The 18,078-nt window shown below is 67.3% G+C and carries 13 protein-coding genes; 3 read left to right on the top strand and 10 right to left on the bottom strand.

From position 1 onward, the window contains the following. The first annotated feature begins 29 nt into the window (after positions 1–29). Both uca and atzF read left to right on the top strand, forming a co-directional pair. Complete coding sequence (uca, locus tag TVH25_RS01360; RefSeq protein ID WP_422423192.1) at positions 30–3,638, top strand: urea carboxylase; 3,609 nt, start codon at positions 30–32, stop codon at positions 3,636–3,638. Then, positions 3,635–5,389 (top strand): allophanate hydrolase, encoded by a 1,755-nt coding sequence (gene atzF / locus TVH25_RS01355; protein WP_422423191.1) that lies wholly within the window; start codon positions 3,635–3,637, stop codon positions 5,387–5,389. Before uca ends, atzF begins: the two co-directional genes overlap by 4 nt. Positions 5,390–5,401: 12 nt before the next feature. Here atzF and TVH25_RS01350 read toward each other — a convergent pair whose 3' ends face one another. The 10 genes from TVH25_RS01350 to TVH25_RS01305 form a co-directional block, all read right to left on the bottom strand. Beyond that, positions 5,402–6,808, bottom strand: coding sequence for a fatty acid desaturase family protein (locus tag TVH25_RS01350; protein ID WP_422423190.1), 1,407 nt, complete (start codon positions 6,806–6,808; stop codon positions 5,402–5,404). A 40-nt stretch (positions 6,809–6,848) separates the two neighbouring features. Then, positions 6,849–7,946: a ferredoxin reductase gene (locus TVH25_RS01345; protein WP_378528971.1), complete on the bottom strand. Its 1,098-nt coding sequence runs from the start codon at positions 7,944–7,946 to the stop codon at positions 6,849–6,851. Between the two features lie 102 nt (positions 7,947–8,048). Beyond that, on the bottom strand, positions 8,049–8,384 hold the full coding sequence (locus TVH25_RS01340) for a cupin (protein WP_169619281.1): 336 nt from the start codon (positions 8,382–8,384) through the stop codon (positions 8,049–8,051). Positions 8,385–8,574: 190 nt separating this feature from the next. Further along, positions 8,575–9,978: a dihydrolipoyl dehydrogenase gene (gene lpdA, locus TVH25_RS01335; RefSeq protein ID WP_169619279.1), complete on the bottom strand. Its 1,404-nt coding sequence runs from the start codon at positions 9,976–9,978 to the stop codon at positions 8,575–8,577. Between the two features lie 79 nt (positions 9,979–10,057). Next, complete coding sequence (locus tag TVH25_RS01330; RefSeq protein WP_169619277.1) at positions 10,058–10,693, bottom strand: response regulator; 636 nt, start codon at positions 10,691–10,693, stop codon at positions 10,058–10,060. After that, the gene (locus tag TVH25_RS01325) at positions 10,690–11,925 is read right to left on the bottom strand and encodes a sensor histidine kinase (protein ID WP_296550301.1); all 1,236 of its coding nucleotides are present in this window, start codon (positions 11,923–11,925) and stop codon (positions 10,690–10,692) included. The genes TVH25_RS01330 and TVH25_RS01325 overlap by 4 nt, the downstream gene beginning before the upstream one ends. Before the next feature lie 79 nt (positions 11,926–12,004). Continuing rightward, the gene (locus TVH25_RS01320; RefSeq protein ID WP_422423188.1) at positions 12,005–12,760 is read right to left on the bottom strand and encodes an ABC transporter permease; all 756 of its coding nucleotides are present in this window, start codon (positions 12,758–12,760) and stop codon (positions 12,005–12,007) included. Further along, positions 12,757–13,665 carry an ATP-binding cassette domain-containing protein gene (locus TVH25_RS01315; protein ID WP_422423187.1) on the bottom strand — a complete coding sequence of 303 codons (909 nt, stop codon included), beginning with the start codon at positions 13,663–13,665 and terminating at the stop codon, positions 12,757–12,759. The genes TVH25_RS01320 and TVH25_RS01315 overlap by 4 nt, the downstream gene beginning before the upstream one ends. A gap of 80 nt (positions 13,666–13,745) precedes the next feature. Further along, positions 13,746–14,606, bottom strand: a complete 861-nt coding sequence (locus TVH25_RS01310; protein WP_169619269.1) for an SDR family oxidoreductase — start codon at positions 14,604–14,606, stop codon at positions 13,746–13,748. An 88-nt stretch (positions 14,607–14,694) separates the two neighbouring features. Further along, positions 14,695–16,032, bottom strand: a complete 1,338-nt coding sequence (locus TVH25_RS01305) for a wax ester/triacylglycerol synthase domain-containing protein (protein ID WP_422423186.1) — start codon at positions 16,030–16,032, stop codon at positions 14,695–14,697. Positions 16,033–16,065: 33 nt separating this feature from the next. On the opposite strand from TVH25_RS01305, the gene TVH25_RS01300 reads away from it, so the two are divergent. Then, positions 16,066–18,078, top strand: coding sequence for a prolyl oligopeptidase family serine peptidase (locus tag TVH25_RS01300; RefSeq protein ID WP_422423185.1), 2,013 nt, complete (start codon positions 16,066–16,068; stop codon positions 18,076–18,078).

Below are 18,078 nucleotides of genomic sequence, written 5' to 3'. Positions count from 1 at the left end.
CCGTCCCGCCCCTATCCGAGGAGCTCGCCTTGACCTACGCCTTCGATACCCTGCTCGTCGCCAACCGCGGCGAGATCGCCTGTCGCATCATGCGTTCGGCTCATCTGCTCGGCCTCAAGACCGTCGCCGTGTACTCCGATGCCGACGCCTCTGCCGCACACGTCGAACTCGCCGACGTGGCCGTGCGACTCGGCCCGGCCCCCGCAGCCGAGTCGTATCTGCGCGCCGATCTGGTGATCGAGGCCGCCCAGGCGACCGGCGCCGGTGCGATCCATCCGGGCTACGGATTCCTCTCCGAGAACGCCGATTTCGCTGCCGCGTGCGAGGCGGCGGGTATCGCGTTCGTCGGGCCGACTCCCGAGCAGTTACGCGTGTTCGGTGACAAACACACCGCGCGAGAGGCCGCGCGCGCCGTGGGAGTTCCGCTCGTGGCGGGCAGCGGACTACTCGGCTCGCTCGACGACGCCCTCGTCGCGGCCGAGGACATCGGGTATCCGGTCATGCTCAAAGCAGTCGGTGGCGGTGGGGGCATCGGCATGCAGGCGTGCTTCGGTCCCGACGATCTCCGCTCCGCCTACGAACGGGTGCTGCGCCTCGCGTCGGCCAATTTCTCCTCGTCCGGTGTGTTCCTCGAACGATTTGTGGCACATGCGCGACACATCGAAGTGCAGGTGTTCGGCGACGGGCACGGCCGCACTCTCAGTCTCGGCACCCGCGACTGCTCCCTGCAGCGCCGCAACCAGAAGGTCGTCGAGGAAGCACCCGCTCCGAACCTGCCCGACGAGATCGTCGAACAGTTGCTGTCGTCTTCCCGCGCGCTCGCGGACTCCGTGCACTATCGGTCTGCGGGAACGGTGGAGTTCGTCTACGACATCGACCGAGGTGAGGCATCCTTCCTCGAAATGAACACCCGGCTCCAGGTGGAACATCCTGTGACCGAAGAGGTCACAGGCGTCGACCTCGTCGAATGGATGCTCCGGCTCGCGCGCGGTGAGACCGACATGCTCGACGCGCTGCCCGACACCGGACCCGCGATCAGCGGCCACGCAGTGGAAGCGCGGGTGTACGCCGAGGACCCCGGACACGACTACCGGCCGAGCGCGGGCCTGCTCACCCAGGTGGAGTTCCCCGCACACACCCGGATCGAGACGTGGGTGGACACCGGGACCGAGGTCAGCTCGTTCTACGACCCGATGCTCGCCAAGGTGATCGTGCACGGCGAGTCCCGCCGCACCGCCTTCGCGGCATTGGCCGACGCGCTCGACGACACCCATCTCTACGGCGTCCAGACGAACCTGCCCCAGCTTCGCCGTATCTGCACTGCCCCTCCGGTTCTGGCCGCCGAGCACGCCACCTCCACCCTGGCGGGACTGCGCGCGACCGGGCACCGTATCGACGTGGTGCGGGCGGGCACGATGACCACCGTCCAGGACTTTCCCGGCCGTACCGGGTTGTGGGAGGTGGGAATCCCGCCGTCCGGGCCGATGGACGACCTGTCGTTGCGTGCGGCGAACGTGGCCGTCGGAAATCCCGAGGGCGCTCCCGGACTCGAATGCACGCTGCAGGGCCCGCGCCTCGAGTTCTCCGACGCCACGTTCGTGTGTGTCACCGGCGCCCCGGCCGAGGTGACGCTGGACGGCGAGCCGGTACCGATGTGGGAGCCGATCGAGGTTCCCGCCGGTGCGGTGCTCGACGTGGGTGCCCCCGCCGACACCGGCCTGCGCACCTACGTCGCCGTGCGCGGTGGCCTGGACGTACCGCTGTACCACGGCAGCGCGTCGACCTTCACGCTCGGCGGCTTCGGTGGCGTCACCGGGCGCGCCGTGGCCACCGGCGATGTCCTGGGCGTCGCCGACACCGCCACCGACCGCGAGCCCGCTCCCGTGCCGGCCGAGGGGCGGCCGGAGTTCACGCACACCTGGCACCTCGCGGTCGCCGAAGGTCCGCAACCGGCACCCGACTACTTCACCCCCGAAGACATCAGCCAGTTCTACGACACCACCTGGACGGTGCAGAGCCACGCCAACCGGACCGGTATCCGGCTCGACGGCCCGAAACCCACCTGGTCTCGCACCGATGGTGGCGACGCCGGTCTTCACCCGTCGAACCTGCACGACAATCCGTACAGCGTCGGCGCTCTCAACGTCTCGGGTGACACCCCGATCCTGCTCGGTCCCGACGGCCCCAGCCTCGGCGGGTTCGCGTGCCCGCTCACCGTCGTGTCCGGTCACCGCTGGAAGCTGGGACAGATCCGGCCGGGTGACTCGTTGCGGTTCGTCCCGGTGACCGACGCCGGTGCGGCCGCCTTGCGCACCGCCACCGTCCGCGGAGCGGACCTTCCGCCGGTGGAACGGCAGACCACGTCCGACGGTGGCCGACTGGGCCGGACGGAGGCCGTCCTCGACCGTCCCGAGGCCGTCTATCTGCGCGGCGGCGACGACAACATCCTCGTCGAGTACGGGGACATGGTGCTCGACCTGGGGCTGCGCATGCGCGTGCACGCACTCTCCGAGGCTCTCGCAGCGACAGGTCTTCCGGGAATCGTGGACGTGACGCCCGGCGTGCGGTCGCTGCACATCCACTTCGATCCTGATGTGCTGCCGGCCTACCGCCTGCTCGGTGTGCTGCAGGATCTCGAGACCGAACTCCCCGCGACACGCGACCTCGTGGTTCCGAGCCGCACCGTGCGTCTTCCGCTCTCGTTCGACGACCCGTCGATCTCCGAGGCGATCTCCCGGTACCGGAGCGGTGTCCGCGACGAGGCGCCCTGGTTGCCGTCGAACATCGAATTCATCCGCCGCATCAACGGATTGGAGTCCGTCGACCAGGTGCGTGACGCCGTCTTCGACGCCGAGTATCTCGTCCTCGGACTCGGCGACGTGTATCTCGGTGCTCCCCTTGCGGTTCCCCTCGATCCCCGGCACCGCCTCGTGACCACCAAGTACAACCCGGCGCGCACCTGGACCCCGTCCGACGCCGTCGGTATCGGTGGCAAATATCTGTGTGTCTACGGCATGGAGTCGCCGGGCGGGTACCAGTTGGTCGGCCGGACCGTCCCCATCTGGTCCGGCTACCGGCAGACCGGGCCGTTCGAACAGGGCAAGCCGTGGCTGTTCCGGTTCTTCGACCGCATCGTCTGGGAGCCGGTGACACCGGAGCAGTTGCTCGAGTACCGGGCCGCGTCGAAGGCCGGCCGGTTCGACGCCGACGTCTCGGACGGCACGTTCGTTCTCGCCGACCATCTCCGATTCCTCGAAGACAATGCCGAGTCGATCGCAGCGTTCGACGAGAAACAATCCGTGGCGTTCGAAGTCGAGAAGAGCGCGTGGCACGCCGCCGGTGAGTTCGACCGCGTCGATGCCGAACCCGTCGAGGTGTCCGCACCCGTCGACCCCCTCGCCGGAATGCCTGCGGGCGCGACGGTCGTGGAGGCACCGATGGTCGGCAACGTCTGGCGGGTCGAGGTGACCGAAGGTGACCACGTGGCCGCCGGTACCACCGCAGTTATTCTCGAAGCGATGAAGCTCGAGATGCCCGTCCTCACCGACGCGGCGGGAACAGTTCTGAAAGTCCTCGTGGAACCCGGTAGCAAAGTGGCGCCCGGTACCCCACTCCTCGTGATCGGAGCAGCAGCATGACCGTGAGTACCGGCAGCGCAACGAACGACAGTGCGGCCCTCGCCCCGGGCAGCGCGATCACCGCTACCGAGCGAGCCCGGAATGCGTTGCGCCGCATCGAGGAAGTGGATCGGCCCGAGGTGTGGATCGCCCTCCGCGACGCCACCGGCATTCTCGCCGACGCCGCAGCGGTCGACGCACGCGTCGCCGCGGGTGAAAGCCTGCCCCTCGCGGGGCTGCTCGTGGCCGTGAAGGACAACGTGGACGTCGCGGGGATACCCACGACCTCGGGGTGCCCCGAATTCGCCTACACCCCCGAGACCACCGCCACCGGCGTCGCGCGACTCGTCGAGGCCGGTGCCGTGGTGCTCGGCAAGACGAACCTCGACCAGTTCGCGACCGGGCTGGTGGGTTCCCGCAGTCCGTACGGTGCCGTGCGGAGTGCGTGGGACCCGGAGCGCGTCTCGGGCGGATCCAGTTCGGGTTCGGCCGTCGCGGTGGGCCTGGGCATTGCCGACATCGGGATCGGCACGGACACAGCCGGATCCGGAAGGGTGCCCGCAGCGTTGAACGGCATCGTCGGCATCAAAGCCACGCTCGGTGTCATCCCGACGTACGGAGTCGTTCCTGCCTGTATCGATTACGACTGCTTGACCGTCCTCGCGCGAGACCTCGACCTCGCCACAGCCGCGGCAGCGGTGATGGCGGGCCCGGACCCTCGCGATGCACGCAGCCGTTCCTGGCCCGCCGACGTCCGACTGGCCGCGTCGTCGGCGATTCGCCTGGCCGTGCCGCGGCCGGAGGACCTCGACGCACTGTGCGACGAGTATCGCGAAGCGTTCGCCCTCACGGTGGTCGCGGCCCAGCAGCGCGGAATCGACGTCGACGAGGTGGACATCTCCCCTCTCCTCGACGCGGCAACTCTGCTCTACGACGGCGCGGTGGTCGCCGAGCGCTACGCCGCGGTGGGCGAGTTCCTCTCCGCCGCGCCGGCCGGTGCGGACCCGACGGTCGCCGCGATCGTCGCCGGGGCGAGAAAGCCTGCCGCGCACGAACTCGTCGCGGACCTCGACACCCTCACCCGCACGAAGGCTCAGGCGGTGCGTCTCCTCGACGGGTTCGACGGACTGCTACTGCCCACGACGACCGAACATCCGACTATCGCTGCGGTGCAGGCGGATCCACTCGGAATCAACCGCCGCATGGGGACGTACACGAATTTCTGCAACCTGCTGGATATGGCGGCGGTGGCGGTGCCCGGACAACCCACGGCCGCGGGCAACCCGTTCGGCGTCATGGTGGTCGTACCGGCGTTCCACGATCAGATCGCGATCGACGTCGCGGCGGCACTGACGGGCGGCACGGCTCCGCTCTTCGTGGATTCCGGCGTGGACCTCGCCGTGTTCGGAGCACACCTGCGTGGGCAACCGCTCCACTTCCAGCTCGAGAATCTCGGAGCGCGCTTCACGGAAGAGATCCGTACGTCCGATGCGTATCGCCTGATGGCACTGGACACCACACCGCCGAAGCCCGGCTTGGTGCGCCACGGTGCCGGAGCAGGGGCCTCGATCGCGGGCGAACTGTTCCGCATCTCCGAAGCGGGACTGGGCCGTTTTCTGGCGGCTCTGCCCGCTCCGATGACGCTGACGAGCGTGGAACTGTCGGACGGTCGCGCCGTCGGGGGATGGGGGGCCACGCCCGCCGCCCCCGCCGCCGGGGGGTACAGCACCGGGTGGGGGGGCTGGGTCGCCTACCGCCAGTCGGGGCGGTAGAAGACGGACGGGTCAGCGGGGCGGCGGATCGACGGCGACGCCGCCGCCCTCGTGCTCCGGGCCTGCGGCGGGGTGGTCCGACGGCATCCGCCGACGGAAACGGGCCGCCTCGCTCGGGGCGGCTTCTCCCGTCGGATCAGCGGAACTGCGGTAGGGGCCGGGCTTCGGGCGTGCCTTGCCGCCGGGGAACGCGAGACGTGCGATGGTGCGGTGCACCATCCACCACTGCTGCCCGAACCGCCCGGTGTTGTACGGCAGGTCGTAGCGCTCACAGATGTCCTTGATCTTGGGCGCCACCTCGGAGTACCGGGTGCTCGGCATGTCGGGGAACAGGTGATGTTCCACCTGATAGCCGAGGTTGCCGCTGATGACGTGGAACAGCGGACTTCCCTCGATGTTCGCCGAACCCACGAGCTGGCGGACATACCAGCCGCCGCGCGACTCGTTCTCGACTTCCTTCTTGGAGAACGTGTACGTCTGGTCCGGGAAATGGCCGCAGAAGATGATGGCGTGGGCCCACACGTTGCGGATGATGTTGGCGGTGACGTCCGCGGCCAGGGTCGACAGGAACGTCTTCTCGACGCCGGGCAGCCACCGGTCGGCGATGTCGGCGCCGGCGCCCCACCTACCGGATCGGCGTAGCCATCCGCCCACGCGGGACGTCTTCGGCTGCGGCAGCTTTCCGCGCATCGCGACCTGCGCCAGGCCGAACACCGCGGCGCTGACGAGCGGCCACCCCACATAGTCCTTCACCAATTGGGCCTTCGCCTTTCCGGCGATGCCCTTGAGCTCTTCGAGTACCTGCGTGGGCGACTTCTCGCCCGCCCAGAGCGCCTCGAGATCCAGGTCGTGCAGGGCGACGCCCCATTCGAACAGCACGGTGAGCAGGGCGTTGTAGAACGGCTGGGCGAGGTAGACCGGTTGCCACCGCTGTTTCGGGTCGATCCGCATGATCTCGTATCCGAGATCCTTGTCCAGGCCACGAATGTTGGTGTACGTGTGATGGACGTAGTTGTGCGAGTGCTTCCACGCTTCGGCCGTGGACGCAGTGTCCCAGTCCCACACGGAGGAGTGGATGTCCGGGTCGTTCATCCAGTCCCACTGGCCGTGCATGACGTTGTGTCCGATTTCCATGTTCTCGAGGATCTTCGCCATCCCGAGGCATGCCGTCCCGGCCACCCAGGCGGGCTTCGACGAGGACGCGAACAAAATGACTCTGCCGGCCACGACGAGCTGGCGCTGCGCTGCGATGACGGACTTGATGTACTTGCGGTCCTTCTCGCCGAGGCTTGCGTACACCTCGTCGTGGATCGCATCGAATTCTTCGGCCAGACGATCGAGTGTCTCTGCGCTCAGATGAGCGAGCGGGCTATCCACTTCCGGAGACGCGGGTGCGGTCGCCTCTTCGGTGTTCGTCATACGTGCCCCATTCGTCGGGAGCTGTCGCAGCCCTCGCCGCTCACAGCTCTATTTCGATGTCACCCTCCGCGGTGTGGATGCAGGTACGCACCGAAGCCCCGGTGGGTTCGCTCACCTCGTCGGTTCGCAGGTCCCGGAGTTGCCCGGAATGCAACGTGCCCACGCAGGTGTGGCAGATACCGATACGGCAGCCGTACGGCAACTTGAGGCCGGCGTTCTCGCCCGCGACCAGGATCGGGGTTCCCCCGTCGCACTCGACGTCCTGTTCGCTGTCGAGGAAGTGGATGGTGCCGCCCTCGCCGCTTCCCGCATTCCCCCCGATAACGGGCTGGAAACGTTCGAGGTGGAATCTTTGCGAGTCGGCCTGGTCGTTCCAATGTTCCTCGAGCACGTCGAGCAGCTCACGCGGCCCGGAGACGAACGTTTCCCGTGCGCGCCAGTCCGGGCACACGTCGTCCAGGTCACCGGGTGTGATCCGTCCCCGCTCGCCACTGATCCAGACCTCCAGGCACAGACCCGGATGGCGGGCGTCGAGGTCGCGCAGTTCCGAGGAGAAGATCACGTCGTCGGGGGCCGACGCAGAGTGCACCACCACGACGTCGCGGAGCAGGTTCCGGTGATCGAGGCTGCGCAGCATGCTCATGATGGGCGTGATGCCGCTGCCCGCGCTGATGAACAGCAGCTGGGCCGGGACCGGATCGGGGAGGGTGAAGACACCTTCCACCTCGCCGAGGCGCACGATCTCGCCCGGGGCGATCTTCCGTACGAGGTAGGGCGACACGACCCCGCCCTCGACGACTTTCGGCGTGACGCTGATGAGTCCGTCCCGGGGGTCCGGATCGGACGTCAGGGAGTAGGCCCGCCAGTGGTAGACGCCGTCGATGATGACTCCGAGCCGGACGTACTGGCCCGGTTCGTGCCCGGGCCACTCGTACGCGGGCCGGATGAGGACCGAGGCGGTGTCCTCGCTCTCCGGCACCACCCGCTCCACCCGTCCGCGGAGCTCACGGGTGGACCAAAGTGGGTTGATCATCTCGAGGTAGTGGTCCGGTTCGAGAGGTGTGAACAGTCGCCGCACCGCGTGCAACAGCCACTTGCGAACCGGGTGTACATGGGGCCGAGCTCCGCGTTCCGCCATTTCGTCACCTTAACGCGCGGTGCCGCCGGCTCTGCGACAAACCGGACGGCTCCGCCGCGTCGTCACCTGGAGATCACGGACATCACCGCGGGATCGTCGACATCACCGCAAGATCGTCAGCATCACTACCGAGTCGATATTCGCGTAGAGACGGTGCACGATGCCCGCGTCGACGTGAACGGCGGTGCCGGGCACCAGCGAGACGGTCTGCTCCTCGGTCCCGAAGGAAATGTCGCCGACGACCGTCTGCACCACGATGGGAAACATCGCCTGATGATCCGCCATCGTCTGCCCCGCGGTGAAGCTGATACGGATCACCGTGGCGCCCGTCCCCGACGCCAGTTTCTCGATGCGCGGGGTGTCGCCGGTCTGAGGGTTGAGGGTCGCGAGACCTTCGATGACGGTGAGCTTGCCGTCCTTACCGTTCGTTGTCGTCACGCCGCCTTCTTTCGTGCGATGACCTCGATCGCCACGAGGTTCTTCGTGTACTTCGTGAACGTGGAGCGTATCTGCAGCACCCGGGCGCGGGCATCCCTCGAAACGACGTCAGCCCGGGACGACGGTCGAGTCGCCCCGGGCTGAGCCGGTACATCCGAACGGGTCCGCCCGACCGGAAGGTTTCGAAAGATCAGAAGTTGATCATGTGCCCTGCGAGACCGTGAATGGCCTCCTGCAGCGCCTCGCTGAGCGTCGGGTGCGTGTGGACGTTGCGCGCCAGTTCGTTGACGGTCAGATCCCACTTCTGGGCGAGGGTCAGCTCGGGGAGCAGCTCCGAGACGTCGGGGCCGATGAGGTGGCCGCCGAGAAGTTCACCGTGGGTCTTGTCGGCGATGAGCTTGACGAAACCGGTGGGGTCGGCGAGTCCGTGCGCCTTGCCGTTCGCGGTGAACGGGAAGGTCGCGACCTTGACGTCGTAGCCTTCGTCCTTCGCCTGCTGCTCGGTGAGTCCGAAGGACGCGACCTGCGGCTGGCAGAACGTCGCGCGGGGCATCATCCGGTAATCGCCGAGCTCGAGGGTCTCGGCACCACCGATGGTCTCGGCAGCGACGACGGCCTGAGCCTCGGCGACGTGGGCGAGCTGGAGCTTTGCGGTGACGTCGCCGATGGCGTAGATGCCGTCGACGTTGGTGCGCATCCGTTCGTCGATGGCGATGGCGCCGCGATCGGTGAGCTCGACTCCGGTCTTCTCGAGGCCGTAGCCTTCGACGCGCGGGGCGAATCCCACCGACTGCATGACCTTGTCGACGGTCATCGTCTCGACGTTGCCGGACTTGTTGTCCTTGATCTCGACGGTGACGTCCGAGCCGTTGTCGGAGATCTTCTGGACCGCGGCACCGGTCTTGATGGTGATGCCGAGCTTCTTGTAGGCCTTGGCAATCTCCTTGGAGACGTCCGCGTCCTCGTTGGGCAGTGCCCGGTCGAGGAACTCGACGATGGTGACGTCGACCCCGTAGTTCTTCAGGACGTAGCCGAACTCCATGCCGATGGCACCGGCACCGACGATGACGATCGATCCGGGAAGGTCGCGGGTGAGGATCTGCTCCTCGTACGTGACGACGTTCTCGCTGAGTTCGGTTCCCGGCAGGAGCTTGGTGACCGAACCCGTCGCAATGATGACGTTGTCGAAGGTCACCTGCTCGGTTCCGCCCTTGCTGAGCGAAACCTCGATGGTCTTGGCGTCGACGAACGAGCCCTTACCGTCGTACTCGGTGATCTTGTTCTTCTTCATCAGGAAGTGCACGCCCTTGACGCGACCGTCGGCTACCTTGCGGCTGCGGTCGTAGGCGGCACCGAAGTCGAAGGACACGTCTCCCGACATACCGAAGGTCTTGGCCTCTTTGGTGAAGAGATGTGCCAGTTCGGCATTTCGGAGAAGTGCCTTCGAGGGGATGCAGCCGACGTTCAGGCAGACACCGCCCCAGTACTTCTGCTCGATGATGGCGGTGCTCAATCCCAGCTGTGCCGCGCGGATAGCAGCGACGTACCCACCGGGACCGGCTCCGAGGACAACGACGTCATAGTGTGAGGTCACAGCCATACAGGGTAGTCCTGCCCCATTCGGCTGTCTGCCGATGGTCCGGTTACCCACCGGTAGGTACGAAGCGGGCGCTTCAGCCCAGGATGCCGCGGTCGTACGCGGTCGCCACCGCCGCGGCGCGATCCGCCACCTCGAGCTTCCCGAAGATGTGGGTCAGATGCGTCTTGACCGTCGCCTCGCTGATGAACAGTTCCTGCGCGATCGCGCGGTTCGACGTGCCCTTCGCCACCAGGGTCAGTACCTCACGCTCCCGCGCGCTGAGCGTCCTCGATGCGGCCGGGGCGCGCACGCGCGACAGCAGTCGCGACGCCACCACCGGCGAGAGGACGGTGCGCCCCTCCGCGACAGCGCGCACCGCCGCGAACAGTTCGTCACGCGGCGTGTCCTTGAGCAGGTAGCCGATCGCTCCGGCCTCTATAGCCGAGAAGGCGTCGGCGTCGGTGTCGTATGTCGTGAGGACGAGTACGCGGCTCCGGACCTTGCGGGCGGTGAGTTCGGCGATCGCCTCGACTCCCCCGCCCCTCGGCATCCGCAGGTCCATCAGCACCACATCCGGATCCAGCGCCACAGTCACCACCACAGCCTCCGGTCCGGACGACGCCTCTCCTACGACCGCGAATTCGGTTGACGCGGCGAACATCCCACGCAGGCCGTCGCGGACGACCGGATGATCGTCGGCGATCAGCACTGTGATCGCGTCGGCGCTCATTCCGCTGCTCCCACCCGCACCAGCGGAACCCGCACCGAGACCGCCGTCCCGGCACCGCGCTCCGACTCGACAGTCACTTCGCCGGCAACGCGGGCCGCCCGGGACTGCATGCCCCTCAAGCCGAACCCGCGAACCGATCCTGCGGACGGATCGAAACCGCATCCGTCGTCTCGCACATCCACGCTCACCTCGTCCTCCATATACGAGACCGTGACACCGACACGTCCCGCCCCCGCATGCTTGCTCACGTTGGCGAGTGCCTCCTCGGTGATGCGCAGGAGCGTCGCGCCGATGTCGTCGTGCAACGGCTCGACTGTGCCGGTCACGGTGAATACGGCGGCTACCCCGGAGTCCGCCTCCCACATCTTCACCACTCGGCCCAGCACCTCGTCGAGTGTGCCGTGCTCGAGCGCCTGCGGGAGCAGATTCTGCACGGAGCGACGGGCTTCGGACAGGCTACGGCGAGCAAGTGCCGCGGCCCGCTCCACATGCCCCCCGGCCACGACCGGGTCGACGGTGTTCTGGGCCGCCTGCAATTGCGTGACGATCCCCGTGAGACCCTGCGCCAGGGTGTCGTGGATCTCGGCGGCGAGACGTCGCCGCTCGTCGTCGATGCCCGCCTCCCGCGCGCGCAGCACGAGCTGCGCGTGGAGTGCCTCGTTTTCGGAGAGAGCCTGTTCCAGACGGTGATTCGTGCGTTCGAGTTCCGCGATCGCGTCGATCCGTTCCTGCGTCAGCGTCTCCTCTCGCGCACTGATTCGGAGCATCATCATCACGATCGAGGAGTTGATGACGAACAACGCACCGAACGCGATCCACATGGTGAGGCCCGACGGCGGGAGACCCCCGCTCTGGGATCCCGCCATCGTCACCGCTGTCGAGAGCAGCCCCACTCGCATCCAACGCTCGGGGAGCAACCGCTCTGCGTCGAAGTACCCGATGAAGGCGTAAAACGCGAAAAACGGATTGAGCCAGGTCAGGACGAACGCAAGAACAGTGCGCCCGGTGAAGTACACAGCGTCCTTGTCGCGACGCCACCACCAGCGCTCCCAGCACACTGCGGCGCCAACCAGCACCAGAGCCGAAACACGTTCTGCCGGCGTCATGAGCAGGTTCGCGGAGGCCAGGGACAGGATCGTCCCGACCGCGAGCAGCACCCACGGTCCCCACCTGTAGATACGCTCCCAGTACTCGTCTGTCGGGGGCGCTGCCATCGCGGTGTCCGTCGCCACGTTGTTCAGCATGACGGGTGCCGCCGTCGTTGCCAACGGAATGTCACTGCCGACCGGTGTCACTGCCGCGGACCGATCTCTACTGCCAGCGAAACCAGCGTGCCGCTGCGGCCGTCAATGCCACCGCCCACAACGCCACCACCATCAGACCACCCGCACTGGGCCACTCCCCTCGGGCCGCCTGGTCGAGGATCTGCGATGCCGCACCGAAGGGCGTCACCTCGACGATCCGCTGCAGCAGATCCGGCATTGTCTGGACCGGGAGCCACACCCCGGCGCAGAACATCATCGGAAAGAAGACGATGGTGCCGATCGTCTGCGCGATCCGTGTGGTCCCCGAGACGGCGGCAATCGCGGCGCCCATGCTCAGCGCCGCCGCAAGCGTGAGGAACACCGCCAGCACGTAGCCCCACGGTTGCTCCGGGAATGCCACTCCGAACACACCACGGCCGACGAGCAGGGCGAGCACGACCGCCCCGGCCACGGCCACAGCGTGAACCACGATCTGCGCCAGCAGAATTGTCACCGGCCGGACCGGGGTCACCGACAGCCGGCGCAGGATTCCGCGTTCGCGATACGACGACAGCACAGCAGGCATCGTCTGGATACCCGCGACGATCATCGACAGCAACACCACGGTCGGAACGTAGAGATCGATCACCCGGCGTCCTCCGAGACTCGCGTCCGGCTCCCGGAAGACGGGGATGAGGCCGAGAATCGTCAGTAGGACGACAGGGAACGCGAGGATCCAGAACATCGCGCCGGGTTCGCGGACGAACAGGCGCGCTTCGGTGCGCACTACCGCGGTCACAGGATTCGTATCGGTCGTCGTCATGGCCGTTTCTCCGGGGTCGTGATATCGAGGAATGCGTCGTCGAGCGTGGCTTCCGTGATGCGGAGCCGTCGAGCGGAGATGCCGTCGCGAACGAGGAGCGCGAGCACCGCATCGACCGAGTCGTCGTTGCCTTCCACGACCAGCCGGTCGTGGTCGTGACGCACTGCCAGGACTCCGGGCAATGCCGTCAGGGCTTCCGGATCGAGCGGAGCCGACGGGCGGAACGAGACGACGACCGCTGTCGAGGTGCGGGCGATGAGTTCCGAGGGCGTGCCCAGCGCCTTGATCCTGCCGGTATCGAATACCGCGACCCGGTCGCACAACCGCTGCGCCTCTTCCATGAAATGGGTGACCAGCAGCACCGTGACCCCCGAGTCCCGGATCTCTTCGATCAGCGACCATGTCTCGCGGCGGCCACGCGGATCCAAGCCCGTGGTGAGTTCGTCCAGCACTACCACCCGCGGCGATCCGATCAGCGCGAGCGCGATGAAGAGGCGCTGTTGCTGTCCCCCCGACAACTTCGCGAACCGGGTGTCGAGCACGTGCTCGAGGCCGAGCCGTTCGGCCAGCGCCGTCCCGTCCGCGGGACGCGGGTAGAACGATGCGTAGAGGTCGAGAGCCTCCTGCACAGTCAGCTTCGGCTGGAGTTCGCTCTGCTGTAGCTGAGCCCCGAGCAGTTCCGTCAGCACGCGGCGGTCGGCGACCGGGTCGAGCCCGGCGACGCGTACGGTCCCTTCGTCCGGTGCCCGCAAGCCGGAAACACATTCGGCCGTGGTGGTCTTCCCGGCCCCGTTGGAGCCGAGAATGCCGAATATCTCTCCTTCTCGGACATCGAAACTCACGCCGTCGACGGCGGCGCGGTCGCCGTACCGTTTGTACAGGCCTTTCACTTCTACGATGGGCATGGTCCGAGCTTGCCCGGCGGGGGCGAGCCGCCACATCGCCCGACGGTCTCAGACGGCATCAACCGATCGGGGGATGCGGGTCAGTCGCCCGAGGTACCGGTTCTGCGAGCGAAAGAGCGCATCCGGCGCAGGTATCCGGGTATCGACCGGAACGGCACGCGAACCGGCCAGTCGTCCGGCCGGAAGTATGCCTCGGTGCCACCGTCGACAACCACCACGCTGCCGGCCATGAAGTCGGCGGCCGGGGACACCATGAACTCGACCCACTGCGCGATCTGTTCGGCGTCGCCGAATCCGCCGAGCGGAACAGGGAAGCTCTCGACCGCCCTCTTCAACGGACTGTCGAGTTGTGCGTCGAGCAGTGGTGTGGAGATGGCACCCGGCGCGAGCACGTTGAGGCGGATGCCGGAGCCCGCCCATTCCGGCGTCACCGCTGTGCGGCGAACCCAGCGTGTCACCGCGATCTTGGACGCTGCGTAGGTGAACGGCGGCCCCGATTTGGCGATCCTGGTGGCCCGCGCGACGCCCTTGTCCATGTCGCCCGCGAGAAACGCCTTCACCGCAGAATTCGGTACGCCCGGCGTGGTCGTCGTGGAGTTGGAGCCGAAGACCACCACCTTGCTGTTTCCGGCCGCGGCGAGCGCCGGGCGCCAGCCCACGAGCAGATCGATCACACCTCGCACGTTGACCTGGGCGATGAGCGGTTCCCTACCGGGAGTGGGGCCGAGGCCGGCGGCGAGAACCGCACCGTCGAGCGTGGCTCCGGCCCGATCGAGGGTGCCGCGGATGGCGTCGGACCGCCCCTGCGGAGTCGAGAGGTCGGCCACCACATCGGCGTCCCGGATGTCCACACCGATCACGGTGTGGCCTGCGGCGCGCAGTCTTTCCGCGCTCGCCCTGCCCATACCCGACGCTGATCCCGTTACTACGTATACGCCCATGACCGTGCTGCCCCCGCCTCGCCGATTCGATTGCTCCCCGCACGGTACATGCGCGGGACCACAGTGGCCGGTGGGATTCCACCGGCGTTCACCTCGCCGGGGAGAGCGCCGCGCCGACCTCGGCGACGGCGTCGCGCACCATCTGCTCGTACGCATCGAGATCGGGAATCACCCGACTGCCCGCGGCCACACCGATCGTGACCGTCTCTCCGAGTCCGTATACACCGTGGGTCAACGCCATGGCCGGCGACAGTGCCGGGAATCCGGCGCTGAACACCACCGGCCCACCGGCGAGGGCGAGGTCGGCAGAACCACGGAAGACGCTCGACACCACGGTGTTTCCCGTGACGGTGACGGGACGCGGCGACGCGTACCGAACGATCCCGAACCGCGACAGAGGGGCCGGAACATGCTCGGCTGCCGCGTCGCGCTGCGCGAACAGCGGATCGGTCACTCTCTCACGACGCGCACCCAGATCGGCAGCGATGCGGGCAGCCCGGACACCCAGGTCGGACTCGGTGACGAACAGGTCGACGCCGACATTGCGATAGTTGTTGTTCGCGGAACCCACGGCCCCGACCGCCACGGTGACCTCCACACCTAGCCGGTCCGGCACGCTCTCGCCGCGCGTCTCGAGAAACCTGGACAGCGCCACCGAGATCGCCGTCAATGCGACGACGGTGACGGTATGTCCACCACCGCGGAAGGCAGCGGACCTGAACACCACGGCGCGGACGCTGCGCTCGGTACCCGGATCGCAGTTGACGCCGACGAGTGGCCGCCCGGCGGCCGGTGCCGGTATCTCACCTGCCGCGGTCGCGGCGTCGAGAGCGCGTGCCGCAGCGGCCGCACGCCGACCCGACCGCGCCAGGCGAACGACCTGCGCGGGAAACCGGGCGGCGGCACGAACGACCATCTCCCACGCGACGGGCCCTCGATCCGGACGCGGGGACGCCGGTGGCTCGTCCGCACCGAACAGCGCCCTGGCCAGGGCGGTGGCCCCACGGCCGTCCGCGAACGCGTGCGAGACCTGCCAGACGACCACCAGGGCGGCACCGTCACACAGGGGCGCGCCGCGCACTCCGGTGAATACGTGCAGGCGCCACGGGCTCACCCGAGCATCGAGCACCGTCGCAACGAGCGCCCCCAGTGCGTCCTGCACGTTCCCCCACGACGGGTCGTCGAGCCGGTGCTCGGCGACGAGGTCGTCGCCGAAAGTTCTCGGACACCAATACGGGTAGTCCAGATGCCGGGGAACGTCCCGGACGCGGCACAGCAACTTCCCCATGACGTCGGTACGCCTGCGCACCGCCTCGCGCACCTCGTCCACACCGGCGCCGGTAGCGAAGCAGAAGAGCAGGAACTGGTCGTTCGGCATTCGATCGGAGAGCCAGTACATCTGCGCGTCCGCGGGGGTGAGCTGCACCTCGGCAGCGTAATGCCGGGTAGAAATGAAGTCATGAGCGACACCACCACCGACCCGTACCTCTGGCTCGAGGACGTCACGGGCGAGAAGCAGCTCGACTGGGTCCGCGCCCACAACGACCGCACGGTCGACGCCTATACCCGCAGCACCGGTTTCGGCACACTCGAAAGCCGGATCCGCGAAGTTCTCGACACCGACGCTCGCATTCCGTATGCCCGGCGCCGCGGCGAGTACCTCTACAACTACTGGCGTGACGCCACTCATGTGCGCGGGCTGTGGCGACGCACCACGATGGACCAGTACGTACGCGACAACCCGGAGTGGGACGTCCTGGTCGACCTCGATGCCGTGGCCGAAGAGGAAGGCGAGAACTGGGTGTGGTCGGGTGCCCAGGTCCTGCGTCCGGACCAGACGCGCGCGCTCATCAGCCTCTCGCGCGGCGGTGCCGACGCCACGGTCGTTCGCGAGTTCGACCTCGTCACGCGGCAGTTCGTCTCCGGACCGGACAGCTTCGAAGTGCCGGAGGCGAAGACCGACATCGGGTGGATCGATGCCGATACCGTCTATGTGGGAACAGATTTCGGCGAGGGATCACTGACCGACTCCGGATATCCCCGCATCGCCGCGCGCTGGCGGCGCGGAACGCCCCTGGCGGACGTGGACACGGTCTTCGAGGGCGAAGCGGGCGATGTCGCGGTATCCGCGTGGTACGACGACACCCCCGGTTACGAGCGCAGTTTCGTCGATCGTGCTCTCGACTTCTACCGGGCCCGGCGGTTCGAACTGACGGCGACCGGCGAACTCGTCGAACTCGAAGTTCCGCACGACGCGCGGGTGAGTGTGTACCGCGATCACCTGCTGATCCGTACCCGCTCCGAATGGCTGGGGCACCCCGCCGGCGCGTTGCTCGCTGCCGACTATCCCTCGTTCCTGTCGGGCTCGCGGGACCTGACGGTGTTGTTCACTCCCGACGAGCACACATCGCTCGAACAGTACGCGTGGACGCAGAACCATCTGCTCGTCGTCACGTTGCGCGATGTGCAGACCCAGATGCGGGTCCTCACCCCCGGCGCCGACGGCTGGTCGGACGAGGAATTGCCCGGGGTGCCGGACGCGACGTCGACATCGATCATCGACGTGGACCCGCTCACCGGCGACGACTTCTTCCTCAATTCGAGCGGCTTCACGATCCCGGCGACACTGCTGTCCGGCACGGTGGGTGGCGGGATCGAGCCGATCAAGTCCGCGCCGTCCTTCTTCGACGCCACCGGCATTTCGGTGGTGCAGCATTTCGCGACATCCGACGACGGCACACAGATTCCGTACTTCGTGGTGGGACGCAATACGGCGAGCCCGTCACCCACCCTGCTGTACGGCTACGGCGGATTCGAGAACTCGATGGTGCCCGCCTACAGCGGAGGTATCGGCCGCGCGTGGCTCGAGAAGGGCTACACGTACGTGATCGCCAACATCCGCGGCGGTGGCGAGTACGGTCCGGGCTGGCACACCCAAGCGCTCAAGGAGAACCGGCACAAAGTCTTCGAGGACTTCGCCGCCGTTGCGAAAGACCTTGTGGCGCGGGGCATCACCACGGCAGAGCAGCTCGGCGCGCAGGGAGGCAGCAACGGCGGACTCCTGATGGGCGTGATGCTCACCCGGTACCCGCAGTTGCTCGGCGCGATCGTGTGCCAGGTGCCGTTGCTCGACATGAAGCGCTACCACCTGCTGCTCGCCGGTGCTTCCTGGATGGCCGAGTACGGCGACCCCGACAAGCCCGAAGAATGGGAGTTCCTCAGCGGATACTCGCCGTACCAGAACACCGACCCGGATGCGACGTACCCGCCGATCCTGGTGACGACCTCCACTCGCGACGATCGCGTCCACCCCGGCCATGCCCGCAAGATGGTCGCCCGCCTCGAGGAGGAGGGTCACGAAGTCTGGTACTACGAGAACATCGAAGGTGGACACGGCGGTGCAGCCGACAATGCGCAGGCGGCATTCAAGTCGGCGCTGACCTTCACGTTTCTGGCGGACAAGCTCACGTGA

The sequence above is a fragment of the Rhodococcus sp. 7Tela_A2 genome, from assembly GCF_049311045.1.
Classification (GTDB): domain Bacteria; phylum Actinomycetota; class Actinomycetes; order Mycobacteriales; family Mycobacteriaceae; genus Rhodococcus.
Note: the sequence above shows the minus strand (reverse complement) of the source record. Positions and strands in the feature narration are given on the sequence as shown.

Coding starts and splice junctions, on each gene's coding strand:
- atzF (WP_422423191.1), top strand. CDS start 3,635: ATGACCGTGAGTACCGGCAGCGCAACGAACGACAGTGCGGCCCTCGCC.
- TVH25_RS01350 (WP_422423190.1), bottom strand. CDS start 6,808: ATGACGAACACCGAAGAGGCGACCGCACCCGCGTCTCCGGAAGTGGAT.
- TVH25_RS01345 (WP_378528971.1), bottom strand. CDS start 7,946: ATGGCGGAACGCGGAGCTCGGCCCCATGTACACCCGGTTCGCAAGTGG.
- TVH25_RS01330 (WP_169619277.1), bottom strand. CDS start 10,693: ATGAGCGCCGACGCGATCACAGTGCTGATCGCCGACGATCATCCGGTC.
- TVH25_RS01320 (WP_422423188.1), bottom strand. CDS start 12,760: ATGACGACGACCGATACGAATCCTGTGACCGCGGTAGTGCGCACCGAA.
- TVH25_RS01315 (WP_422423187.1), bottom strand. CDS start 13,665: ATGCCCATCGTAGAAGTGAAAGGCCTGTACAAACGGTACGGCGACCGC.
- TVH25_RS01310 (WP_169619269.1), bottom strand. CDS start 14,606: ATGGGCGTATACGTAGTAACGGGATCAGCGTCGGGTATGGGCAGGGCG.
- TVH25_RS01300 (WP_422423185.1), top strand. CDS start 16,066: ATGAGCGACACCACCACCGACCCGTACCTCTGGCTCGAGGACGTCACG.